Origin of the sequence: Paraburkholderia steynii (genome assembly GCF_900100565.1) — a bacterium.
In the GTDB taxonomy this organism is placed as follows: domain Bacteria; phylum Pseudomonadota; class Gammaproteobacteria; order Burkholderiales; family Burkholderiaceae; genus Paraburkholderia; species Paraburkholderia terrae.
In genome coordinates this window covers 161,317-185,375 of record NZ_FNDI01000012.1, presented here as the reverse complement: position 1 = coordinate 185,375, position 24,059 = coordinate 161,317, and the positions used below count along the sequence as shown (strand labels likewise).

Annotated in this window: 16 protein-coding genes and 2 pseudogenes; 12 read left to right on the top strand and 6 right to left on the bottom strand. The window is 59.6% G+C overall.

From position 1 onward, the window contains the following. Nucleotides 1-86 precede the first annotated feature (86 nt). The 6 genes from BLT65_RS22320 to tssB all read right to left on the bottom strand — a co-directional run bounded on the left by BLT65_RS22320 (nt 87) and on the right by tssB (nt 6,499). Nucleotides 87-572, bottom strand: a complete 486-nt coding sequence (locus BLT65_RS22320) for an Hcp family type VI secretion system effector (protein WP_007587801.1) — start codon at nt 570-572, stop codon at nt 87-89. Nucleotides 573-584: 12 nt separating this feature from the next. After that, nucleotides 585-2,291, bottom strand: a complete 1,707-nt coding sequence (locus BLT65_RS22315) for an OmpA family protein (protein WP_244186550.1) — start codon at nt 2,289-2,291, stop codon at nt 585-587. 2 nt (nt 2,292-2,293) lie between these two features. Then, a complete protein-coding gene (locus tag BLT65_RS22310) occupies nt 2,294-2,953 on the bottom strand; it encodes a DotU family type IV/VI secretion system protein (protein WP_091780992.1) in 660 nt (219 codons plus the stop codon). Continuing rightward, on the bottom strand, nt 2,950-4,296 hold the full coding sequence (tssK, locus tag BLT65_RS22305; RefSeq protein WP_091781185.1) for a type VI secretion system baseplate subunit TssK: 1,347 nt from the start codon (nt 4,294-4,296) through the stop codon (nt 2,950-2,952). Before tssK ends, BLT65_RS22310 begins: the two co-directional genes overlap by 4 nt. Before the next feature lie 118 nt (nt 4,297-4,414). Next, on the bottom strand, nt 4,415-5,962 hold the full coding sequence (tssC, locus tag BLT65_RS22300) for a type VI secretion system contractile sheath large subunit (RefSeq protein WP_091780990.1): 1,548 nt from the start codon (nt 5,960-5,962) through the stop codon (nt 4,415-4,417). A gap of 30 nt (nt 5,963-5,992) precedes the next feature. Next, nucleotides 5,993-6,499, bottom strand: a complete 507-nt coding sequence (gene tssB, locus BLT65_RS22295; protein ID WP_091780987.1) for a type VI secretion system contractile sheath small subunit — start codon at nt 6,497-6,499, stop codon at nt 5,993-5,995. 265 nt (nt 6,500-6,764) lie between these two features. Here tssB and BLT65_RS22290 point away from each other — a divergent pair, with 265 nt between their 5' ends. The 12 genes and pseudogenes from BLT65_RS22290 (at nt 6,765) to tssG (ending at nt 24,043) form a co-directional block, all read left to right on the top strand. Further along, complete coding sequence (locus BLT65_RS22290; protein WP_091780985.1) at nt 6,765-9,230, top strand: type VI secretion system Vgr family protein; 2,466 nt, start codon at nt 6,765-6,767, stop codon at nt 9,228-9,230. Between the two features lie 64 nt (nt 9,231-9,294). Continuing rightward, on the top strand, nt 9,295-10,869 hold the full coding sequence (locus BLT65_RS22285; protein ID WP_091780982.1) for an alpha/beta hydrolase: 1,575 nt from the start codon (nt 9,295-9,297) through the stop codon (nt 10,867-10,869). Between the two features lie 92 nt (nt 10,870-10,961). Then, entirely contained in the window at nt 10,962-11,933 is a 972-nt protein-coding gene (locus BLT65_RS22280; protein WP_143036538.1) for a T6SS immunity protein Tli4 family protein, read from the top strand. Between the two features lie 585 nt (nt 11,934-12,518). Beyond that, nucleotides 12,519-12,941: a DUF2345 domain-containing protein gene (locus BLT65_RS22275; protein ID WP_244186547.1), complete on the top strand. Its 423-nt coding sequence runs from the start codon at nt 12,519-12,521 to the stop codon at nt 12,939-12,941. Between the two features lie 90 nt (nt 12,942-13,031). After that, on the top strand, nt 13,032-14,621 hold the full coding sequence (locus BLT65_RS46530; RefSeq protein WP_143036537.1) for a hypothetical protein: 1,590 nt from the start codon (nt 13,032-13,034) through the stop codon (nt 14,619-14,621). Next, entirely contained in the window at nt 14,503-15,354 is an 852-nt protein-coding gene (locus tag BLT65_RS47275) for a T6SS immunity protein Tli4 family protein (RefSeq protein WP_244186546.1), read from the top strand. Before BLT65_RS46530 ends, BLT65_RS47275 begins: the two co-directional genes overlap by 119 nt. After that, nucleotides 15,324-15,482, top strand: a complete 159-nt coding sequence (locus BLT65_RS48745) for a T6SS immunity protein Tli4 family protein (protein WP_167306521.1) — start codon at nt 15,324-15,326, stop codon at nt 15,480-15,482. The genes BLT65_RS47275 and BLT65_RS48745 overlap by 31 nt, the downstream gene beginning before the upstream one ends. 98 nt (nt 15,483-15,580) lie before the next feature. After that, nucleotides 15,581-15,871 carry a PAAR domain-containing protein gene (locus tag BLT65_RS22265; protein ID WP_091781182.1) on the top strand — a complete coding sequence of 97 codons (291 nt, stop codon included), beginning with the start codon at nt 15,581-15,583 and terminating at the stop codon, nt 15,869-15,871. Nucleotides 15,872-17,071: 1,200 nt separating this feature from the next. Continuing rightward, nucleotides 17,072-19,573, top strand: coding sequence for an ImcF-related family protein (locus tag BLT65_RS22260; protein WP_244186545.1), 2,502 nt, complete (start codon nt 17,072-17,074; stop codon nt 19,571-19,573). Between the two features lie 31 nt (nt 19,574-19,604). Then, nucleotides 19,605-21,211, top strand: a pseudogene (tssA, locus tag BLT65_RS22255) (type VI secretion system protein TssA). Nucleotides 21,212-21,262: 51 nt separating this feature from the next. Then, nucleotides 21,263-22,970 (top strand): annotated as a pseudogene (tssF, locus tag BLT65_RS22250) (type VI secretion system baseplate subunit TssF). Then, nucleotides 22,967-24,043, top strand: coding sequence for a type VI secretion system baseplate subunit TssG (gene tssG, locus BLT65_RS22245; RefSeq protein WP_091780976.1), 1,077 nt, complete (start codon nt 22,967-22,969; stop codon nt 24,041-24,043). Before tssF ends, tssG begins: the two are co-directional and overlap by 4 nt. Nucleotides 24,044-24,059: the final 16 nt, after the last annotated feature.

Below are 24,059 nucleotides of genomic sequence, written 5' to 3'. Positions count from 1 at the left end.
GGCACAGGCCGGTCCGCTTGCGCGAACCGGAGACGATGACGATCCCTCAAGGCGTGTTGCCAGGCAGGACCGTCATGCTCGAACGCTTACGAACGCTCGTTCCACGTATCGCCGTGGATGATGTTGCCATCCTTGTACGACCACGTGATCTTTTCGTAGCGCAGTTCGATTTCTTCGAGATGGTTGTGCTTCTCGAATTCGGGGATCTTGATGTCGAGCATCTTCGGACGCACGGCCACGACCTTCACGTTGTCGAGCTTGGTGTTGAAGTATTCCTTTTCCTTGCCGGCGTCGTCGATCTTGTACCACTTGATCTCGACCGACTTCAGGGTCTGCCCGCTGGTCACCGCCTTGTACAGGTACGGCGTCGACGCGTCGGTCTCCTTCGTGAAGGTGATCGGCGCATGCACACGCGTGCCCGTCAGCTTGCCGGTGTTGCCGTCGGTCGGAATGTGGATGCCGTGATCGAACCGGACCACTTCCACGCTGCCTTCGCGATCGTGAACGGTGACCGAGCCCTTGATGTCGGCGCCGCCATCATCCTTGAGCCACATATATGCGGGAATTGCCATTTCTTCTTCTCCTTATGAGCAGGCCGGATGGCCATGGGTAAAACCGTCGCCGCGATCGACACGGCAGTCGGGTACTAGCGTGATCTCGACGCGCCTGTTCGCCGCGCGTCCTGCCTCACCGTCATTCGGCGCTTTGGGACGCGTGTCGCCGTAACCCTGTATCGCGAAGCGCGTGACGGACAGGCCGGACGCATCCGCGAGCCAGTCGCGGACGGCAGCGGCCCGGGCCTCGGACAACGCCAGGTTGCTGCCCGCGCTACCGACGGAATCGGTGTGGCCGGCAATCAACACCCGCTTGTCCGGGTGCGCCTTGATCATTTCGAGCGCGCCAATCAACGCACGGTTTGAGCCGGACTTGAGCTTCGAACTGCCGCTGTCGAAGAGCGACATGCTGTCGAGTTCGATCGTCGACGGCGCGGGGGCAGGCGGCTGATAACCGGCAATCAGTCGATTGACGACGGGCAGCAACGGCGCGCCGCGATACAACCCGAGACCGAGCCGCGGCGGCACGCCTGCGCTCGCGTAGTGCTCGAGCCGGTCGCGATCGCGCTTGAGCGCTGTGAGCGCGTCCACGCGCGCGGCGTCCTGTGCCGGCGGTATGGCCTCATAGCGCGCCATATGAGCCAGCACCCCGGAAACGAGCGCGCGGTTCTGCCACGCGGAAGCCGCCGCCGCCGCGCAGAACCATACGGAAAGCCACGCGAACGCATGAGCGAGCGCGACGGGCAAAGCGCGACGAACCGGCTGTGGCGCAATGCCACGAATCAGCGGTATCGGCAATGGATAACGCTGCGTGATGCCTGCAGCGGCAGGCAGATCGAGCGCCGTCGTTGCGGCGATGAACTGTCCGTATAGCGAATCGGGAAGCATCGGGCCAGCTACAGCCGTCACGCCGAAAGCGTTCAGCGTCAACGCCTGCAAGCCGCGCCGCGTATCCAGCAACGGTGGCAAAACGGCTTCGAAAGCCCAACGTGCGAGTGCGTCCAGTTGTGTCGCAGTGAACGCTCGCGGCTGGCGGTCCTCCGGCATCGCCCTTTCGGCAAATGCACCAAGCAGCACCGAAAGCTGCCCGGCCGTCGCAGGCAAGTCCAACGGAGCCGGAGCGGAAACGCCGAACCAGGGGCAATCCAGCGGCCTGTCGCGGGTTTCCGTCGCGTACATCGCGATGCATATCGGCAACCTGTATCCGAGCGCGCGGCTCGCTTCGTTGATCGCGACTCGCCAGCGCTTGAGCGTCGCCTGTAGGGCGACGGCGCTAGCCGGGTCGTCGGACGTCATCAGCCAGGCGACGGCGTCGGGACCCTGGCCGCCGCGCCAGCGCTTCAGGGCATCCGCGAGGTGCATCAGCTTCGACGGGTCATCGTGACGCACCCATATCGCCGTATCCGTGACGATGACCGCGCTTTTGTCAAAGACGCGCGAGAGCACGCTGCCCTGTTCGCCAATCGTCAGCACGAGCGGCGTATTGCGCTTGAGATCCGCGGGCAATGATGCGAGCGCTGCATCGATGGAGCGCACGACATGCTGTGTCGATGTGCGCCGTGCCCGCATGCGGCGGGTTGCGGTCGCGATGCAAACCAATGCCGCCAGCAATACGAGCGCGGCGCACGCCCCGTTCCAGCCGCGCGTCAACGGTGAGAACAACGCCAGCCACGTCAACGCGAGGAGCGCAATCCAGACGAAGGCGAACCGCCAGGGATAACCGGACACGGACACCATCATCAATGCGCGAGATTGTCGATCGCAGCGGACAGCCAGCGATCGAGCATCAGATACACCACCCCCGACGCCACGCAAGCCGCCACGACCCACGCTACTGCATTCATGCGGTGATACCAGGGACGCGACCAGGGCGCCGTCGTGATGACGGTCGTCGTGGATGGATCGGCACGCCGCCAGCCGCCACGCTCGAGCCGCTCGTCGATTGACCGCATCAGCGAGAGGCGTGCTTCGCCGCCGTCAAGTGCGAACCGGCCGTGGAATCCGAGACTCAACACCGCATTGAAAATGGCGAGCAGCATCAGCGATGGTTGTGGTTCCGAAAGCCGTCGCTCGATCCGGCGAATGAGCTCGTCTCCCGCGTCATGGCTGCGAAACTCTTCGACCTGCAATGGTTCGTGCTCCCAGTTGTCCCGGTCGGAACCGTTCAAATGGCTCAATACGGCTTCGTCCAGCAACGCGCATTGCGCGTAAGCTGCGTCTTCGACGACGTCGGCGGGATGTCCTGCGGTGGCCATCTGTTCGCGCAGTCGCCTGACCTGGTCCTGACACGTGTCGCGAAACTTCTTGTACACCTGCGGCGCGCCATCCTCCTTCAGGCCAGCGACAAGCACGGCCGTGTCGCGCAACGCGACAGGCAGCACAGCGGAAACGTTCGTCATGTCGGCAGCACCGCGTAGAGCTCGAGCGATACATCCGGGATCGAAGCCGGAATGTAAAACTGGCAGGCGCGCGCGGCGAGCATCCTGGCAAACGCGGGATGTGAGCCGTCGAGCGCGAAGTACTGGTTCTCGATGCGTACGGGAATCGCGGCGGGCAGACGCGACATCGTGCGCAGCGGAATGCCGGGCAGGGCCGAATTGACGATCTGCTCGACCTCATCCGGCGCGCCAGCCTTGCACAGGCGCGGCACCTGATCGAGCAATTGGTGCGCGGGCAAGCCTGCCTGCACGGACAGGTAGTAGTCGGCGTCCTCAACCAGCCGCTCATCGTTGAAGCGACCCACCCACACCGTCGGCTTGATGCGTTCAAGCACGACAGGCACGACGCGCGACGGGATAACGGTGTCGAGCAGCGTCCGGATCAGCGACTCCAGTTCGGCAAATACCGGCTCCGGCGCGCGATGATCGTAGGCGGGAATGGCCTGCAACGAGTCCGACATCGAAAACGTCAGCAGCGAGCCAGCCAGGCGCGCGAGCACCGCGTACAAGCGCTCGGGATGCTGGTCGGGCGCCTGGCATAGACGCGCGAGATCTGGCCACGTCGTATTGACGCTGTGCAGCAGCCAGAAAAGCGATACGTCCGCCACCGCATAATCGGCAATCTGATCCGAACGCTCGCGACGCCGCACCGCAAGGCTCGCACTCTTCGCAAGCAGGACTTCCGATAGCCGGTTCATCCGTCCAAGCAGTTGCTCGTTCGCGGACAACGTGAGGCAAGGCGGCACGAACGACGCGTCGAACTCGAAACGCCCCTGCGCGTTCCGCACGACCCGACCAATCGGACAGGTCACGTAATCCCCGTTTTGCTCGAAATCGAATAGCAACGCGAGCGCATGCCGCTCGACGCTGATCTCTTCCTTTCCATCACCGTTGATGTCGGCGACCTGCAAGTACTCGCGCAAAAAACGGCGCGGACGAGCGGGACGCTCACCGTCCTCGATGCAGTTGCCGCCTTGCGCATCGATCAGCGGCAGGCCGACCAATACGGTAGCCGCATCCAGTTGTGCAGGCACTTCATCAAGATCGCGCGCTGGCGGCAGTCGATCCGACGTTTCCGAATCGACATATGTTCCATCCAGCAGCCGTACCGCGAGCGACGCGAGTTGCAACCGGTTGATCGAAAGCGCGTGCGTGTCGAATGCGACGCGATGGACGCCCCACGGATCGGGACTGGCAATGCGCGCTACGCGCTCGTCAGCAAACCGGTCCCACATCGTTTGCTGTTGAAAGTGCTGCGGGGTCATGAAAATCCCCTGCGCCCACAGCGGCCTCGTAATCTTCATCATGCCTGGTTAATGCGCGAAGCGCGGCACTGGTTCGTAGTGCCGCACCTTGCAAAACGACGGGGCTGCACAGCGGCTCTCTGCCGCCGTGCAGTCTTCGCTATCTGAAGCAGCGTAATCAGTTCTTCGCCTTGGGCATCTGCGAAACGAGCGACAGGTTGATATCCATGCCCTCGATCTGGAAGTGCGGAACGATGAACAGCTTCACGCGGAAGAAACCGGGGTTGTCCTCGATGTCTTCGACCGTCACCTGAGCTTCGCGCAGCGGGTGCGACGCCTGCAGATCGTCGCCAGGATCAGTCATCTCGGTTACCAGAGACTTGACCCAGGTGTTCAGTTCGAGTTCGAGCAGACGGCGGTCCTTCGTCGTGCCGATGTTCTCGCGCTGGATCAGCTTCAGATAGTGCGCAATACGCGACAGAAGGAAAATGTACGGCAGACGTGCATTCACACGACTGTTCGCGGTTGCTTCCTTCGTCTCGAACACCGTCGGCTTCTGAGTGGAGTGCGCCGAGAAGAAGCATGCGAAGTCGTGATTCTTGTAGTACGACAGCGGAATGAAGCCAAGGTTGGCAAACTCGAATTCACGCGTTTCGGGAATCAGTACTTCGCTCGGGATCTTCGCCTGATTGCCAGTGCCCAGATCGTACAAATGGATGGGCAGGTCTTCGACCATTCCGCCCGCTTGAGGACCGCGAATCTGCACGCACCAGCCGTTCTTGATGAAGCTCTTCACCATGTTCGCCGCGAAGGCGAACGACGCATTGGCCCACAGGTAACGGTTATGGTCGGGACCCTTGACCGATTCCGTATAGTTGAAGGCTCGCACGGGAACGGTATCCGGACCGTACGGCAGCCGCGCAAGAAAGCGAGGCAACGTGAGCCCGATATAGCGAGCATCGTCCGATTCCCGGAAACTCTTCCACTTCAGGTATTCAGCGCGATCGAAGTAGTTGCCGATGTCGCGGATGCTCGCGACTTCTTCCATCGTCTCCTTGCCGAAGAACTTCGGCGATACTGAGCCGATGAAGGGCATATGCGCGGCGGCAGACACCTTTGCGATATTGCGCAGCAGCGCGATGTCCTGCGGGCCACGATCGAATTCGTAGTTCGAAATGATTGAGCCAATCGGCTCGCCACCCGGCGTGTCGTACTCCTGGATGTACGTGTGCAGGTAAAGACCGCTCTGGATGACCTCAGGCGTGTCTTCGAAATCCTGGCGTAGAGCGTCTTTGGACACGTCCAGCACTTCAATCTTCACGTTCTTGCGGAAATCGGTCCGGTCGACGAGGAACTTGAGCCCGCGCCACGCCGATTCGATTTGCTGGAACGTCTCGTTGTGCATGATCGCGTCAAGCTGACGGCCGATCTTCTGATCGAGATGCTCGATATGAAAATCGAGCAAACTGCGGTCGAGACGGTCGACCTGCTGTGACGAGTCTGCGATCATCTTCAGGAACACGTTCATCGCCTGGGCGACACGTTCGTCCAGTGACGACTCCGATAACGCGTCCGCGCTCTGGAACGAATCGGGCGGCCGGGCCGCCGTGACGGGCTTCAGGTTGATCTTCTCGCACAGCGACTCATAAACGCTCTTGCCCGGCGCGTCCAGCACCACCGTATCTGCCCCAGCCGTCTCGTGAATACGTGTTTCGTTCTTTGCCATGATAGCTCTGTTCTTTTGGATAAACGGGCCTTAAGCCGCCGGGGAACTGGACGCGCCGATCTTCGACAGATCGTCGCGCAGGCGGTCGGACAGTGCTGGGTCTTTCAGGATGCGTTCGAGTTCGCGGCGGAAAGTGGCGTTGTCGAGCAGATTGGATTTCAGATCTCGAAGCAGATTGCGAGCCGACATCAGCGCACGCAACTCGGGCACCTTGCTCGCGACGCTCTCGGGCTTGAAGTCGTCCATTGAGCGGAATTCCAGGTCGACGGGCAACTCCGAACCGTCTTCCGCGAGCGTGTTCTCGACGGCAATACGAGCCTTGGGTGCGTAGTCCGAAAGGACGGCATCGAAATTGTTCTTGTTGACGTTGACCTTTTCGCGTTCCGCGAGAGACCGGTTGTCCTGACCGTTGCTGTAGTCGCCCATCACGAGCAGTTTAAGCGGCAATTCAACCTTCTTCTGGGCGCCGCCCGTATGCAGATCAAGCTTAAGGTTGATCCGTGCCTTGGGCACCTCGTTCTGAAAACTTTCGGCCATGTCTGTGTCCTTAATGTCTTTTTGTCTTAGTTAGGATTCCCTGCCTTATAAGACAGATTTTTAACACGATGCGACCTAGAGCATCAGTGAAATTTACTTAGATTTGTGTCAAATTTTGTGAAAATTACGCGAACTCAACAAATGGTCAAAAGGCCACTTCACAACACGACTTCGAACGTTTATCTTGTGCTCCCAAACGGGTGGTTGTATCGCGACCCCGTCAATCTAACTTGTGTAGGATTGCGTACCACATAAAGGGTAAGGAATGTCCGACATTCAGAAATACACGACTCTTTCTCAATCGGAATCAGGACTCGTGACAGGCAGACAAGCCTATTTCCTGGATGTATTAGGCACCGGAAACGCAAACCAGTTATCCGTGGTTGCGTTCGAAGCCGTCGAGCGCATCGGCGAGCCTTATCGCATTACCCTCACATTGACGCATCCGGACCAGCTCGCCCGGTCCGACTACCTCGGCAAGGATGCGACGTTCTCGATCGTTCCCACCGATGCGCAACCTCGCAAGTTTTCTGGCTGGATCACCCGCTTCTCGAAGCTGAAGACGACAAAAGACTTCACGAGCTATGAGATCGTCGTCGAGGCGCATCTTTCGCGCCTCGCCTCGGTCCGCGCGAGCCGCGTCTACCAGCATCAGACTGCGCCCGAGATCATTGAGGCCGTGCTGCGAAAGCACGGTTTCCAGGGACATCAGTTCCGCTTCCGGTTACGTCGTCAATATCCACAGCATGCTTTCAGAATGCAGTATCAGGTCAGCGATCTCGCCTATGTGCAGATGCTCATGCAGAAGGAAGGTATCTGGTGTCGCATTGCGGAGGACGAGCATGGCGACGTGGTCTATTTCTCGGATGACATTGATCACTACGTCTATCAGCCCCGCCTCGATGTGCCTTATCGCGAGACGGCCGGGCTGGAAGCCTGTGTGGAGGCCGTTTATGGTCTGAGCACGCATGCCCATAGCGTTGCGCAGGGTTACACGGTTGCTGACTACAACCCGGATAAGGCGTGGGAGCGGTTCAAGGCCGACGCGAATGTCGCAAGCGAGGACGCGACAACCTATGGCAAGCCGTATATTTATGGCACGAGTCATCTGGATGCCGACGGCGCGCAGTGGGAGGCGCAGTTGCGTCATGAAGCGGCGATTGCATGGCAGATTTTGTACGAGGGCGAGAGCAACGTGCTCGCGCTGCAACCCGCGCGCATCCTGCATGTCGACGCGCCGCTCGCCGATGCGCCTGACGGTCAGGTGATCATTGAGGTAAGGCATCGCGGCGCGCGCGATGAGGCTTACACCAATTCCTTCAAGGCGATTCCTTCTGGACGACGATTCCGGCTCAGGCTTGATGAAGATGCGTGGCCTCGTGTCACCGGCTCGCTTAGCGCCCGCGTCACTTCGCCCGGTAAATACAAATATGCGTATCTGACGCAGCAAGGCTATTACGTCGTCCGTTTCGACCTGGATTTCGATGCATGGAATCCGGGCGGGGAAAGTGTGCCGCTGCGGCTCGCAAAGCCGTTTGCAGGCGCGCTGCAGACAGGGTTCCACTTTCCCGCGCTGGATGGCACGGAGGCCGTTGTCGAGTTTCGCGATGGCGATCCTGACAAGCCGTATATCGCGGCGTTTCATCACCATAGCCAGGCGGTCGATCACGTTACTAGCGATGATCGTTGGCTCTCGCGCAATGTCATCCGCACGCAGTCGAATAACAAGCTGAGGATGGAGGATTGGGAGGGGCAGGAAGGGATCAAGCTGTCAACTGAGCACTCGGGGAAGAGTCAGCTCAATCTTGGGCATCTCGTTGATGCGAAGAAGCAGACGCGGGGGGAAGGGTTTGAACTGCGGACGTCCGGATATGGGGCGATCCGGGGTGGGAAGGGGTTGCTTATATCGGCGGATGATCAGCCGGGGGCGGGCGGGCAGCAGCTTGAGATGGAAGCCGCACTAGGTCTGCTTCAGCAGGCCCTGCAGCAAAGCGAAGCATTGTCGGCGGCCGCGAAAGCCGCTCAGGCAATTGCCTCTGACTGTGACAGGCAGAAAGCCCTTCTTGACGGCACGCTCCACGAACTCAAAAAGGCAGGGATTCTCGTCAGCGCACCGGCAGGAATGGCACTGACATCGGGTTCGGACCTGCAGTTGACCACGGCTGAAAACCTGATAGGCACGGCTGGAGGGCATGCGGACTTCAGCGTATTGAAGCGCTTTACGATCGCAGCCGGAGAGGCTGTGTCCGTGTTCGCGCAGAAGCTTGGTCTCAAGCTGTTTGCGGCGAAGGGAACGGTTGAAATTCAGGCGCAAAGCGATGAGATGCGTCTGCTGTCAGACAAGAACATGACACTCACGAGTGTGAACGGGCGCGTCGTCATTGAGGCGAAAGAGGAACTTCTTCTGAAGTGCGGTGGCTCTTACATTCGGCTGTCGTCTACCGGTATCGAAGACGGCACGCGCGGCGATCGCACTATCAGGTCGGCCGCGTTCAGCAGGCGAGGACCGTCTTCGCTCTCCGAATCCATGAATACGTGGAAGCATGCCAATTTCGATGAGCAGTTCGCGCTGAAATGGCCGTTCGACGACCAGCCGGTCAGCAACAGGAAATTCTCGATCGTCCGGCAGGACGGGAGCGTAATTCGCGGCGTCACAGATGCCGAGGGGAAGACAGGCCTGCAGAAGAGCCTCTTTGTTGATGGGCTTCGACTTCGGATCGACCCGGAATAACCGGCCATCAACACCTAGCTTACCTGCGACATGAACGACAGAAGACACCTCAACCAGTTCTTATATGACTACCGTTGAACGCATCATTCCCGCCCACATCACCGATGACGGATCCGTGCACTACACCTCTGTCATGTCACCTTCTGACGACAGTATCGCCGTGTGTCTGATGGTACCCGACAGAGTGATACCTGTCGTCTTCGTGCCAGGGGTGATGGGTACCAACCTGATGGATCCCATTTCGCAAGCGCCTGTATGGCTTGTCAACGGTACGTGGAGCGTACTGAAAGACTGGGGCAGCAGAGGGCCGGAAAAGCGGAAGCAGGCTCTTGATCCTAAGATGACCGACGTTTATAGCGGAGGCGCCATTCCCCAGGGGACGGCGCAATCCGATACGGAATTGCGACGCAGAGGTTGGGGAGAGGTGGGCTACATGAGCTACGGAACATTTCTTCCGTGGCTTGAGAATGCCCTAAACGATCCAGTGCGCGCACGCGAGGGATTCCGCTCGGAGTTGATGAAACAGCTGGTCGCACAATCACATGGCGTCGATTTGCTCAGTCATGACGAAGTGGCCATGTCTTACAAGTATCAATTCCCGGTACACGCTGTCGGCTACAACTGGTTGCAATCGAATGCTGTTTCAGCAAATCGGTTGGATTCGAAAATCCATGAATTCATGCAGCATTATCGAAGCAAGGGATTCATGTGCAACTACGTCATTATCGTGACGCACTCGATGGGAGGCTTGGTAGCAAGGTACTACTCCGAAGTCGCAAACAAGCGCAACAATGTATTGGGCATTGTGCATGGTGTAATGCCCACAACGGGTTCTGCAACCGCTTATAAGCGTGTTAAGGCGGGTACCGAAATGCCAGCCGGTTTAGCACTGGGATCGGATTCCGCCCAGATGACGGCCGTATTTGCCCAATCTCCCGGACCTCTTCAGTTGCTTCCCAGTCCTGAGTATGGAATGGCCTGGTTAAAAATTAAAGACGGTGGACAACTGGCTCTACTTCCTAAGATGGACCCATACAGTGAAATTTACGTCAAGCGGGGTGCATGGTGGAGCCTATGTGATGACAAACTGATCAATCCGCTAGACAAACGAAAACTGACTATAGAACAAGACTGGGTTGCGTATGAAAAGCTCATAAATAATGAAGTACTATTTTTTCATGACGCGCTCGCAGGACCAGATCGAAATGGCCAGTATCACGGCAACACATATGCTTTCTATGGTGATGACGCAGCGCACAGTACATGGGGAGATGTCGTGTGGAAGCGCCGGATTGCACCATTTTATGAGTCTCGAGGCGGAATGCTACGCTTGGACGATCCACTCGGCGGGAGCGTGATTTCCGGTGATGGGAAAGGATATGTTGGTCTCCAATCTGCTAGTGACGGTAGGCCAGATCTCGCAATTTTTGATCTCCAACCGGCAGGTGACAACGGTGACGGTACCGTGCCAATACGTTCGGGACAGGCCCCCGGTCGGCGAATTAAAGCCTGCGTGCCGTTTCCTGGTGTTGATCACGAAGGTGCATACAAGGAACGTGCCCAGCAACTCTTCGCGCTGTGGGCAATCACCAAGATTGCTTACACCGTTAGATATACCGATATGGCGTACAAAACGTGAGATTGCTGGCATTACTGTTAATTGCAACTCCGGTGCTGTGCCTGACCGGATGTGATAGAGCTACGCACCTGACACCGCAGGAGAAAACCGTCGTGAATGAACTTACGGAAAAGCTTGATCCACATTGCGTTGGCCGCTATCTGATCGATGTACCACATGACGTCCTGACTTTCGGGCGCGTCGAAATTCAAGGTGTTTCCATTGGGACAACACTGTTGACTCAGCATGAATATGCTAGGGCAATGGAGGCACGCGAAGCAGCCCTTAAATCGACAAAAAGCGTATTGGGATATCAATTCTTGTACGAGCACGGAGAGGGCCAGCAAAAAGGGACACGGTACTTTGTCCACCTGAAGAGCGAGACGGACCCGAGCGATGCTAGCCGGGTCATTGAAGCCTACAAATGGGATTCAGGCTATCAGATAAAGTTGCAGATTGAGGCTGTGGACTTCACCAGGTCGAAGTTCAAGGATAAGCCGTCCATCAAGCAGATGATCATAAAGAATGACGTGCCAGAGAAATCTCACGCAATATTTGATCTTCTAGCAAGGGTTCGTGGTCGCCCGGAGAATGATATCCCGACCGAACCGGGAGTTTGTATCCGCGGCGGGTTCTTGCCTGGCAACGCTGGAGCCCAAGAAAACGTGGCGATGCAGTTCGTATTGCGCGATTCACCTGACGTGAGCTTCGATCTCCAGACAGATTCGGATATTCAGGAATCCACAACCCTCTTGGAGCGCGGAAGCAGTATTAATGAGGTTCTCAAGCATAACGATGGTCGAACGATCCGCAAAAGGCAGGTCAATTTAACTGGAATGCAGGCGGAAGAATGGCTAATGGCGGGAACGACGACGCTGGATATACCTGGTCATCATCTGACGCTGGAGGCAAATTCGAAGATCGGGAGTCCCAAGACTCCGCTAGTAACTCTCGATATGAATACAGGATCGTTGAATAACGTGCAGCGTGAGCATATTAATAAGGCTTCGCTGAGCGAAGGCGAAGTCGTTGCGTTGTGGGATGCCGTATCGAGGACGCTCCGACCACGCCCAAACGGCTTCTGATAGAACTCGAAGTGTCATGGACTTCAGCGACCTGTCACTTGGCGAAAATCGCGTGGGAATGTGTAAGCGTTCGCGATCTGAACCCTTCACAGATTGCAGTATCGCGAGACGACCGCAAAAGGGCGCCGACAACCACATCCAGGCTCCAATTTACCCCAAGCGCCCTCGATTGCTCGGGGGACGGTACCGTCCCATCCTATGCGGGCGCGGCCCGGGCTTTCAGCAAGCTTTGCGAACGGACGAGGCACTGCCAGGTACGCTGAGCATCTTTGGTTGCGACCAGGGCAGCTATGACGACAAGCAACAAGCACCATCGGTCGCTTTACGCCACGATGTACGCAATTGTCAAGATTGCGCAGTTTGCTCAATGGCATAAAAAGGACACGGCATGAATCCGCACTTGAAAACGCATGCTATTGGACGGCATTTCATTGATGCAGGAACGGCTGGAGGGCATGCGGACTTCAGCGTACTGAAGCGCTTTACGATCGCAGCCGGAGAGGCTGTGTCCGTGTTCGCGCAGAAGCTTGGTCTCGGCTGTTTGCGGCGAAGGGAACGGTTGAAATTCAGGCACAAAGCGATGAGATGCGTCTGCTGTCGGACAAGAACATGACACCCACGAGTGTGAATGGGCGCGTCGTCATTGAGGCGAAAGAGGAACTTCTTCTGAAGTGCGGTGGCTCTTATATTCGGCTGTCGTCTACCGGTATCGAAGATGGCACGCGCGGCGATCGCACCATCAGGTCGGCTGCGTTCAGCAGGCAAGGACCGTCTTCGCTGGCGCAGCACATGAACACCCTTTCCAAGACGGCGTTCAACGACCCCTATGTCCTTCGCAACAAGATTACAGGCGAGCTACTGAAACATCAGCCATACGAAATCGTGCGTGCGGACGGCACCCGCATCAAAGGTCTCACCGACGAATTGGGCCGAACCGCGGTCCAGAAGAGCCACGATGTCGAAAGCATCGTGATCCGTGTTTTGAGCAATCGGGGAGGCTCTGCGTGACAGGCCGTAGCGTACTCGCCGCGCGCCAGCCTATCGACGGACGGCGTGCCGCACCACAGCGACGTGTCCGGTACGTCTCGGAGCTAAGTCATGGCCGTTGATTTTAAGCTGTTACCGACAAACGTCGCCTCGCCGAACAATGCGCCGTCACGATTCGTCTGGACAGTCGCATTTTTCGTGATGGTTCTGGTTGGAGTCTTTTTGGCTTTGCTTTTCTGGCCGAAGGAACTGCCAACTCAAACATGGAAATTTTGGACTTGTCTCGTGCTGTTTCCCTTGGGGATTCCGGCATTGGTAGTCTTGCGCCGCTACAGCGCGTATGAGGGCCACAAACTCGACGCTGCCTTGAGCAATGAAGCGGTGCAAGAACTCAACACGCGAGTATTCGGGGCCGCAAGCATTCCCCTGGTCTTGATAGGCGCGGCTCATCGGTTTTCGTGCGATGGTAAAGAGAACACTACTGATGGCATAAAGAAAGGCTCAGTGGTTCTGAAAACACAAGACCCGATCGCGCAAGACGGTGAACCCGTGAAAGCGCGCTGGTTCGTTATCCCTGGCATGCGTACCACGTCCGGCAGTTCTATTGACGACCGCAACCGTCGCCGGTTCGTCACGGCGTGGATATTCGACGAACTCCTCGACGAACTGTCGCCCCATATTCAGGTCTTGCCTGATCACATCCCCCTGACTATATGTCTTTCCACATCCAACGGATTTACGCGCGAGGAAAACGAGAGTCTATGGCGAGAGCGCTGGTACGCCAGATCGCTTCGGACATCGGACATAGCTGCTGCGACGGATATGCCCGTCGACCTCATGATGCTCGACAGCTGGATGGACCAGATCCTATGCAACGCTAACTTGCGTGCCACGCTTTTCGTTGCCGTTCAGCTGCATCCACTGCTTGCAGGCACCCCGCCGCCGGGTACGTCGGAGGGCGGCGCTGCGGTGTTACTTTTGCCGGAATCGTTAGCACGGCAGCACAAGACGGCACGTGTGGCGACTCTGCATCGTCCGGTACGAGGCCCGGTCAATCAACCAGTCGATGCGCTATCACATGCCCTTAGATGGGCCAATGTCGAGCCGTCATGTATCACCCACGGCTGGCGAACGGGGCTGAACGCAACGCGAGCCGGTGCGTTACGCGAACCCGCAATGAAGCTCGGATTGTCCGCACACACGACGGATCTCGATACAACCGTCGGCCACGCCGGTATCGCCTCACCGTGGCTGGCGTTGGCTTGCGCTACGTCATCGCTGGACGCGGAAACCGCGGCACAGATCGTTTTTGTCGGCCAGGACGACCAAGTCGATTGCACCGTACTGAAATCTGCGAATGACGACATCGTGAGTCCAGGATTGGCTGAGGGACTTTCGCATGAACGCGCTGGGCAACGCTTTACGGTATCGCCCAGATCGCGCACAGCATCGAGACCAAAGCCGCATGAATCTAAACCCAATCCATTCGCGCACGCTGCGCGCCGCCTTCTTTCTATTGATGTGTGGCCTGTCTGCATGCGCGCAGACGGCCCCTTTGGAGCTTGTTACGACAACCAATTCCATGCTTGCCAACCAGCGTCCGTGGTGTATCGGCCGTTTCGTAATCGATCGCCCTGCGCGCAGCAAACTAAGTTCAGAGAGCTACGAATATTGGGGCGACGAGATCGTGATCACCAATGATGTCAATCCCGGCACGTTCCAGAATAAGGTTAGCGTCCGCGAAAATGAGTTGCGAACAAAAAACCGGACCGTCTCTCTGGATATTACTGATGAGATGATGCGAAACGGGGACAACGGAATTAAAGTAATTTCGGTTCCATGGCTTGAGAAGGCCGTATCTCCGACACCGAATTCCCGTTTGTTGATTTTCATAAACAAAGGGAAAGCGGACTACTCCTTTACAGCAGAGGGATATGTACTCGCCGGCAGCACGATGCTAACCATGACATCGCCAGTTAGGCCAGGCGACATTCAGAAGTCCATCCAGCTCACCATCGATGAGTACAAGAATATCACTTATCGTGAAAATTGGACCGTTCCCACCGAGCGCGGCTTCTGCGTCAATGGGGCGCTGATCGGCGGACCCGCGCGCAACAGCGAAGTGGCTAAACAGACCATCGTGCTACAACCCGGACGACCCTCTGCTTTGGCAATCCACATGCGCGATGCAGTGGATGTGGATCAGCAGTCTTCTTTGCTCAGAACGTTGCCCGACCTGCGCAAGGAATTGAGCGCGCAAGGCTATGGCAACAGTGTGCAAATCGTGCGTGACGACAAGCGCCGGATCGCTGGCATGGATGCAGAGGAAGTACTGTTTTCTATCAGAGAAGGCCAGATGCAGATATTCCGGTTCTATCTGATGGCACCAGGTAACCCAATTCGGTGGCACAACCGCACACCGAAATCCAGCTGATTCTTGGATCAAATGCGAGCAGCACGATGCCAGTGGAACTGGCGTCCTCACCGGTTGATGAAGCTGGCGCGATACAGATATGGGACACGCTGCTCAACAGCATGCGCCTGAGGCCAGGGGCGATGTAGTGGACACCTACCGGCTTCTAAGAATATGACGCGGGTGATGCGATCTGAAGTCACTCGACCCAAGCCGGGAAACTTAATAATGTATAGGGAATTTGATCGTGGTACGACGTTACGACATTTTGAGGGGCGACAAGACCACAGCGGGAGGAGTCGTCGAAGGCGGCGATGCAAACGACAAGGTGGATGGTCGTGACCAGGCTTACGAAAATGACCCGGTATGGTGTCCGGTCTGCAAAACAATGGGGCGCATTGTCTGTGTCGGGCCGCGCCGCTCGATGACTGCACCCGATGGCCGTGAGGGGGCGTTGAGCGACGATCTGTGTGTCTGCCTGTGCAATCCGAGCCCACTGCTGATTCCTTCTCAGTACACGTCGTACGTGGATGTCTGAGTGAGTGATCGCAAAGCAGTCTTATTTCTGCTCCACGTTGACGGTACCTCGTATCTCCCGCAGACGCGCGGCATCGTCATGAAGATATTTTCCGAATAATGAAGAAGCTTCAGATAGACCTCGTCTCGATACTAATCCTTGCACTTCTTGTCGCTACGGCAATCATGATCTGGGGCGACTATGCGGGCATCAAGACACCTGAAGCCCGAAGTGTCGCGTTAGGAGCCGTGGCGTTGGCAGCCTTGGTGCTGGCAATCATCGTGTCGTTCGACCATCTGGGCCGGTGGTCGGACGCTGTGCGCACTTTAGGCAAATGGCTGCATTTTCACAAGCCGGAGATGGCGGGTACGACGCAGGCAAGCATCGTCGCTACCAAAGAGGTGAAGAAATCGTCCGCGGACGTCCTTAAACCACTTCGTAGTGAACTGCGGGCCGAGCACGGCCTCCGTTGGCGCTATCGCCGTCCCTGGCTCTTGCTAACCGGCAACGACACCGCTATCACCAGCCTCGTCCCCGAATTCAAGAACCAGTGCTGGCACATCACCGACGACGCCGTCCTACTCTGGCAAAAGCCTGCATCCGACGGCCGTCCCGACGGCGCCTGGCTGCGTCAGCTATACAAGATTCGGCGTCGCCGCCCGGTCGACGCGATCGTGCTCGTCAGCGATGCCGCGTCCAACGCTTCAACGCAAGGCCGTGGCACCGACGCCGTCGGCATCCAGCTTACGCACATCGCATCGCGGCTACGCTGGTCCGCGCCCGTGTATGTGCTCGACTATGCCGAACTCACGACCAAGGCGGTTGCCGCGCCGCCCCTCATCGGCTGCGAGTTCGAGAATGCATCCAGCGCACGCGCAATCGAATCCGCGCTTCACGCGCTGAACACGCGACTCGCCGATGTAAGCATCGCGCAGGTAGCAAGCGACGCCAACAATCGCTACACAGGCCAACTATCCCAATACCTCGATGACCGCATCACGCCGCTGTCAACGTGGATCGCGGGCATTAACTCCCGCCAGCGCCGCGCAATCAACGTGCGCGGGGTATTCTTCGCTTCCCGCGCGCAGTCGGATTGGGCTGAGAGCACCGACGCGACGACGCCCGGCCTCGATCTCGCCCTCTGGCACCACCTCGCCACCGACGCCCCTCCGCACAGGCGGCCACCGTATCGGCCTGCACCCCGTCACGGTTTTCTCGGCAATGGTATTGGGCGCAGTCGCACTATGGACCACAGGCCTGCTCCTCTCCGCCGCCACCAACGCCCACGACCTCGTCCTCACCCGCGAAGCCGTGCGCAACCTGAACACCGCACAGGACTCCGCCGCGCGTCTACGCAACCTGCTTGCACTCCAGCAACGCATCGCACTGTACGAAGACCGCGTCCAGCACCACGCGCCGCTTCTAACCCGCTTCGGCCTGAACCACGACGCACAAACACTCGCCGCCGCCTGGAAACCCTACTCACGCGCCGCCCGCGACACGCTGATCACACCCGTACAGCAGAACCTCGAAGCGCAACTGGTCGATCTGAACCAGATGCAGACCACCCAGCTCGATAACCAGACGAGCCAGCTTGCGCAGGACGGTCACAAGACCTTGAAGACCTACCTCATGATGTCGGACCCCGCTCACGCCGATCCGTCCTTCATGACGCCGCTGCTGCCGCACTACTGGAACATGGCCGCCGACCTGCCGCCAGGCGAGAAGCTCGATCTCTCGCAGCGTCTGCTCGGCTTCTACGCGGATCATCTGAAGCAGCATCCCGAATGGCACATCGATGCCCGTGACGACCTCATCAACGGCTCGCGTCAGACACTGCTCGCCGTGATCGGCGTGAAGAACTCCGAAGACACGATCTATCAGGACATCGTCGCGTCCGTCGGCAGGAAGTATCCGGACCAGACGCTCGCCTCTCTGACCGCAGGCACCGACACACGCGGCCTGTTCCGCACCTCAGCCTCGGTCCCCGGCGTATTCACGCGCGAGGCGTGGGAAGGCACGATCGCGCAGGCCATCGACGATGCTGCAAAACACAACGGCACGACCAGCGACTGGGTGCTCGCCGGCGCCAGCACAACAAGCGGAACGCAGCAAACGCAGACCGCCTCATCACCCGAGGCCCTGAAGGCCGCACTCACCAGCCACTACTTCGCCGACTACGCCGAACACTGGCAGGCCTTCACGAACACGATCCAGTGGGAGATTGCACCGTCGATGCCCGCCGCTATCGGCCAGCTCAAGGCCATGGCTGACGCGCGCCAGTCGCCACTGATCGCGCTGATGAAGTCGCTCGAGTATCAGGGCGGTGCCGGCGCCCAAAGGACCTCGTTGTCCGACACGCTCGTCACGAAGGCGCAGAACATCTTCGGCGGCAGCAAGACCGATGAACCTCAGGCAGCCCGCCCCGATCCCGCGGGACCGCTCGGACCATCGTTCGGCCCTGTGCTACGCCTCGTCGCACAGGGCACCGACGGCGACGCGCCATCATCAGGCAACAAGACAGCGGCCAGCTACAGCGACCTGAGCCTGCAGCGCTACCTGGAACGCGTCACGACCTTGCGTTTACGCCTGCAGCAGATCGGCGACAGCCCCGACGCCGACGCGCAGGCGAGACAGGTCGCGCAAACCCTCTTCCAGGGCAAGGGCTCGGAACTCGCCGACACCCAGTCCTACGCGCGCCTGATCGCCGCGAGCCTCGGCGCGCAATGGGCGGGGATGGGCGATGCGCTGTTCGTGCGCCCTGTCGCGCAGGCCTTGCAGACCGTCCTTCAACCCGCGCAGGCAAGCCTGAACGAAGCCTGGCAGCAGAGCATCGTCTCGGCATGGAACCGCTCGTTCGCGGGCCGCTATCCCTTCGCCAGCACCGCCAACGACGCCTCGCTGCCCGAACTCGCGCGCTTCCTGCGACCGCAAGGCGGCCTGATCTCCGCGTTTCTCGCCAGCCAGCTCGCGGGCGTGCTGGAGTTGCAGGGCGAACAGTGGATGCCCGTCACTACGGCGACGTCGTCGCTTGTCTTCGATCCTTCGTTCCTTACCGCTATCAACACGCTGCAACGGATTGCAGGGCACCTGGTCGCGCAGGGCGAGCCGCAGTATCGCGTCGAGTTCAAACCGGTGCCGTCGCCGGGCATCACGGATACGCTGCTCACCGTCGATGGCCAGAAGCTGCACTACTTCAACCAGCAGGAAACCTGGCAACCGATGAACTGGCCGTCGAACGATCCGCAGAAAACGGGCACGCGCCTCGAATGGCAGACGGAGAAGGCGGGCACGAACCGCAGCCTGGAGTTCGACGGTCGCTGGGCATTTGTGCGGATGCTCGAACGCGCGCGCGTCGAACCCGTCGACAGCGCGACGTACATGCTGACCTGGCAGGCCTCGCCGTTCGTGCGGGAAATCAGGCCGGCGGCTGCGAAGTCTGCGAGCGACGCGGCCTACGACATCGACACGCTGATCGCGCAGGAGCCCGGCAAGCCCGCGCTGGGCAGCGACACGCACGCGCTGGGCTACATGATGCGCACCGACGTGGGCAAGGGTCCGCTCGAACTGCTTGCGCTCAAGGGCTTCGTATTGCCTTCGCGCATCTTCGTGAGCCGCTCACCAGGCGCGGCGAACCTGGCGAAGGACAACGGGCCGCCGCCTTTGCCGAAGGCGGCGCTTGAAGCAGGCAAACGCGCGGTCACACCACTGCCGCAAAGCTGAGCGGAACCGAAGAACAGCCCAATAAAAAACAATGAAATTCTCGAATCTCCTCGACGCGCTGTTCGGCACACGCGCGCCTTCCGATCTCGCGCGCTCGACGCAATCGCGTTGGGACGACTGGCTCGCGCCCATCAGCGAAGACATCCCAACGGGCAGCGATCCCGCCTACGACGACGATTTCCTCGCCATCAAGGAACAAGTGGCCAAACTCGATGGTATCGACGACACGAAGATCGTCGATACCGCCGAGCGGTTACTCAAACACAGCGCCAAGGACGTACGCGTCGCCGCCTACTACATTTACGGCCGCATGCGTCGCGACGGCGCGGAAGGCGTGGCATCTGGCTTTGAACTGCTATCGGCGCTCGTCGACCGGTTTGGCGAAACGTTGCTGCCCGGGCGCATCGCCACACGCAAGACCGCGTTCGAATGGCTCGCCGGAACGACCTTCGCCGATCGCCTGGATCGCGTACACGGACTGAGTGGGGTGCTGCTCGAGCGTACGCTCTCGGCGCTCGCGCTGATCGTCGAGCGCACGTCGCAATGGCCGGAAGCCGCGCGCCCGGCTCTGGAACCACTGTTCCGCCGTTTCGAGAACCGCTTCGAAACACCGCAACCATCAGATGTTGCGCCGGGCGTTCCTGGCCCTTCGGCATCGAAGGTGGCCACCAGCAGCATCCCTTCCGCCACGCTTGAAGGAAGCGCAACGGTCGCTTCGACAAGCGATCTGCTCGACCGCGCCCGGCATATGGCGCAATTCCTTCGCGAGCAACCGCATGGTTATCTGGCCGCATACCGGTTGATGCGATGCGTGCGTTGGGACACGCTCACGGAAGTACCGCCTCACGAGGCGAGCGGCAAAACGCGGCTCGTCGCGCCGCGCGCGGAACTGCGCGCAAACCTGAAACGGCTGCTGTTGCAAAAGCAATGGCCCGAACTGCTCGAACGCATCGAGAGTGCGTTTGCGGAGGGGGCGAACCATTTCTGGCTCGACCTCAGTACTACGCATTCACTGCGCAGGAACACGCGGGCGGCGAATACGCACGCGTGCGCGAACTCGTCGCAACCGACTGCGCACTGATGCTTGAGCGTCTGCCAGGACTGGAGCGTCAGTCGTTCACAGACGGCTCGCCTTTCGCCGACGACACCACGCTCGAATGGATCGCGCGTCACGCGACGGTGCGCGACGTCGAGAAGGGTGAGATGGTCGCGCCGATCAGTGTCGGATCGGCGGACAACGACTGGGCAGAGACGGAGTCGCAGGCGTACGACCTCGCGACGACCCAAGGCATCGAAGCCGCGCTCTCATGGCTGCAACGTCTGCCCACCCACGGCGGCGAGCATGGCGAACGCGAACACTTCCTTCGTCAGTTCGTGATGGCGCGTGTCGCAGAACGGGCGCAGCGCCCCGACACCGCCCTGCATCTGCTCGCATCGCTCGACGAGTTCACACGGCGCTTTCAGCTTGCCACATGGGAGCCGTCGCTCGCTTTCGAGGTCAAACTTCAATTGCTGAATCTGCTGAAAATCCGCGTCAACCGCAAGGACGCAGACAAGACCACGCTCGCCGCGCGAATCGACGCGCTGACGGCCGAACTGACGGCAATCGATCCGGCACGCGCCGTCGCGCTGGCCTGATCGCGCGACGGCCTCAACCGCTGACTAACCGGACACGGACACCCATCTGCAATGAGTTCTCCCACCAAGGACAGCGACATCCTCCGCTACTACGAAGCGGAAATGCGCTACCTGCGCGACGCCGGCAAGGAATTCAGCCACGCGTTTCCTGATCGCGCGCGCATGCTCAATATCGATCGCATCGGCGATCGCGATCCTCACGTCGAGCGCCTGTTCGAAGGCTTCGCGTTTCTGATGGCACGTCTGCGTCACAAGCTCGACGACGAGCTGCCCGAGTTGACGGAAGGTCTCGTCAGCATGCTGTGGCCGCACTATCTGCGCATGATCCCGTCGTTATCCATTCTGGAGATGATTCCGACGCCGGGCGCGCTGCAGAAGCACGAGACGCTGCCCGCCGGGCTCGAAGCGCTGTCCGAGCCAATGGGTAACGACGACGAGGCATGCATCTATCGGACGACGCAGCCAGTCGATCTCTACCCGCTTCATCTGACAGAAGCGAACACTTATGCGCGCGAAGACGGCCGCTCCGTGATCCGGCTTCGGCTGGAACTCCAGCCGCAGGCGCGGCGCGAACAACTCCAGGTGCCGCGCCTGCGTCTTTATCTCAACGCCGACCGCCCCGTTGCGCTCTCGCTGTATGCCGCGCTGACGGCCGCACCGCTCGCCATGCAGATTCGCGTGCCCGGCTTCCCGCAAGACCGTCCGGGCGTGCCGCAACTCGTGCCCGGCCTACGCATCGAGCCCGCGGGCTTCGCGGTCGAAGAGCGTCTCTGGCCGAAAGCCGATAACGCATTCGGTGGCTATCAGCTGCTGCTCGAATACTTCACGTTCCCCGAGAAGTTCATGTTCGTCGACCTCGTCGGTCTCGACATTCAGGCGATTCCCGCTTCCGCGAGCCACTTCGATGTCGAGATCGTGCTGGCTCAGCCGTACCCCGACGACATGCGTTTCAACGCGGACAACGTGCGCCTCTACTGCACGCCGATAATCAATCTGTTTGCGCTCGAAGCCGCGCCCATCACCGTCACGCAGTTCGAGACCGAATACCGCGTGAACGCGCGCGAGCAATATGGCGCGAGCGTCGAAGTCTATTCCGTCGATTCCGTCCAGGGTTTCGAAGCAGGCACGGGCCAGCGCTTCGAGTACGTGCCTTTCGCGGCGTTTCGTCATCGCGGCGGCATGCTGCGCCACGAAACGCCGGAGCGCTACTTCCATACCCGTGTGCGGCGTGGGCCAGCGGGCCGGTTCGATACATGGCTGGTGCTCGGCGGACACGTATGGGAACGGGCTGACGCGCTGCCGAAGGAGACGCTGTCGCTGTCGGTGACGGGCACCAACGGCATGCTGCCGCGCAAGGCGCTGCGCGAAGCAGGCATCAACCGCATGCGCGGCGGCTTCACGAACATCGGCGCCGTGCGCAATCTGTGCGCGCCGACGCTGCCCGTCTATCCGCCGACGGGCGACCGCTTCCAGTGGCGCGTGCTGTCGCATCTCGCACCGAACTACCTGTCGCTGCTGAACGCGGAAATCCTGCGCGGCAGTCTTGCGCTCTACGACTGGACGGATCGAGATTATCGTGACGATCGACAGCGGCCGTTTTGCGGGCGACGGCGATCTGCAACTGTTCGGCGGCATGTTGAACCGGTTCCTCGGGCTGTACGCGTCGCTCAACCTTTATACGAAGCTCGTGATCGTCTCGCAACCCACGGGCCGTCGTATCGAATGGCCCGACACCAAGAGTGAAGGAGCACCGTTTTGAACGGCCTGCATTCCACGCTTTCGCGATCCCCTCATAACGACGCCATCGACGCCACCAAGGCCGAGCACCCGCTGCTGCCCGCACTGCTCGATCACGCGACGCAGATGAACTTCTTCCGCTTCTGCCAGCTCATCGAACTGGCCGCGCCGGATCGCCCGCCCATTGGCACAACGGATTCGCCAACCGACGAACCGGTCCGCTTTCGTTCGCGCGCACGCCTGGGGTTTCCGCGTCGTGAGATCGATGCGATCCAAAGCGACTCCGACGATCCGCTGAAACCGCCTGCCGTCGTGACGACCTTTCTTGGGCTCTATGGTGTCGATGCCCGCATGCCATCGTACTTCGCCGACGAGGTCGCGCAGAACCGGGAAGGCGCCGAACCGCTCGCCGCGTTTCTCGATCTGTTCCATCACCGCATCGTCACGCAGTATTACCGCGTATGGCGCAAGTATCGCTATCCGGCGGGCTTCAGAAAGGATGGCACCGACGACGTCTCACGCTACCTGCTCAGCTATGCCGGACTCGGCATCGGCACGCCTGACATAGCGCGCGCGGTCGGCACGCGCAAGCTACTGTCGATGCTCGGTCTCGCAGGTCAGAAGACGCGTACGGCCGAAGGGCTCGCGGGCGTGCTTCGGCACGCGGTTCCCGATACGGATGTCGAAGTCGACGAATTTCATCCCGTTTGGGTCAACACGGACGGCGATCAACGGGCGGCGCTCGGCGAGTCCTGTCTGCTCGGCCGCGGCTTCTACGACAGGAGCAACAGCGTGCGCATCGTGCTCACGCCGAACACGCGCGAATCCGTGCTTGCGCTGCTGCCTGGTCACAACGGGCATCGCGAGGTGATGACGCTGCTGCGCTTTTACCTTGGCTACGAAGCGCAAGCGAACCTGGAAATGCAGGTCGCGCCCGATCTGATGCCGCAACAGAAGCTTAGCGCGGATGAAGTGCGGCTCGGCTTCACGACACGGCTGGCCGGCGCAGGCATGTCAAGCCGCAATAGCGGGCGAACGCGCGTGCAACTGGGCGTATGGACGGGCAGCAGCGGCGATCGCCCGCCGATGCATTGACCGACAGAAAACCTCA

Excerpts from the sequence above, each read along its gene's own strand:
- BLT65_RS22320 (WP_007587801.1), bottom strand. The coding sequence starts at position 572 with ATGGCAATTCCCGCATATATGTGGCTCAAGGATGATGGCGGCGCCGAC.
- BLT65_RS22315 (WP_244186550.1), bottom strand. The coding sequence starts at position 2,291 with ATGGTGTCCGTGTCCGGTTATCCCTGGCGGTTCGCCTTCGTCTGGATT.
- BLT65_RS22310 (WP_091780992.1), bottom strand. The coding sequence starts at position 2,953 with ATGACGAACGTTTCCGCTGTGCTGCCTGTCGCGTTGCGCGACACGGCC.
- tssK (WP_091781185.1), bottom strand. The coding sequence starts at position 4,296 with ATGAAGATTACGAGGCCGCTGTGGGCGCAGGGGATTTTCATGACCCCG.
- tssC (WP_091780990.1), bottom strand. The coding sequence starts at position 5,962 with ATGGCAAAGAACGAAACACGTATTCACGAGACGGCTGGGGCAGATACG.
- tssB (WP_091780987.1), bottom strand. The coding sequence starts at position 6,499 with ATGGCCGAAAGTTTTCAGAACGAGGTGCCCAAGGCACGGATCAACCTT.
- BLT65_RS22290 (WP_091780985.1), top strand. The coding sequence starts at position 6,765 with ATGTCCGACATTCAGAAATACACGACTCTTTCTCAATCGGAATCAGGA.
- BLT65_RS22285 (WP_091780982.1), top strand. The coding sequence starts at position 9,295 with ATGACTACCGTTGAACGCATCATTCCCGCCCACATCACCGATGACGGA.
- BLT65_RS22275 (WP_244186547.1), top strand. The coding sequence starts at position 12,519 with ATGCGTCTGCTGTCGGACAAGAACATGACACCCACGAGTGTGAATGGG.
- BLT65_RS46530 (WP_143036537.1), top strand. The coding sequence starts at position 13,032 with ATGGCCGTTGATTTTAAGCTGTTACCGACAAACGTCGCCTCGCCGAAC.
- BLT65_RS47275 (WP_244186546.1), top strand. The coding sequence starts at position 14,503 with ATGCTTGCCAACCAGCGTCCGTGGTGTATCGGCCGTTTCGTAATCGAT.
- BLT65_RS22260 (WP_244186545.1), top strand. The coding sequence starts at position 17,072 with ATGGTATTGGGCGCAGTCGCACTATGGACCACAGGCCTGCTCCTCTCC.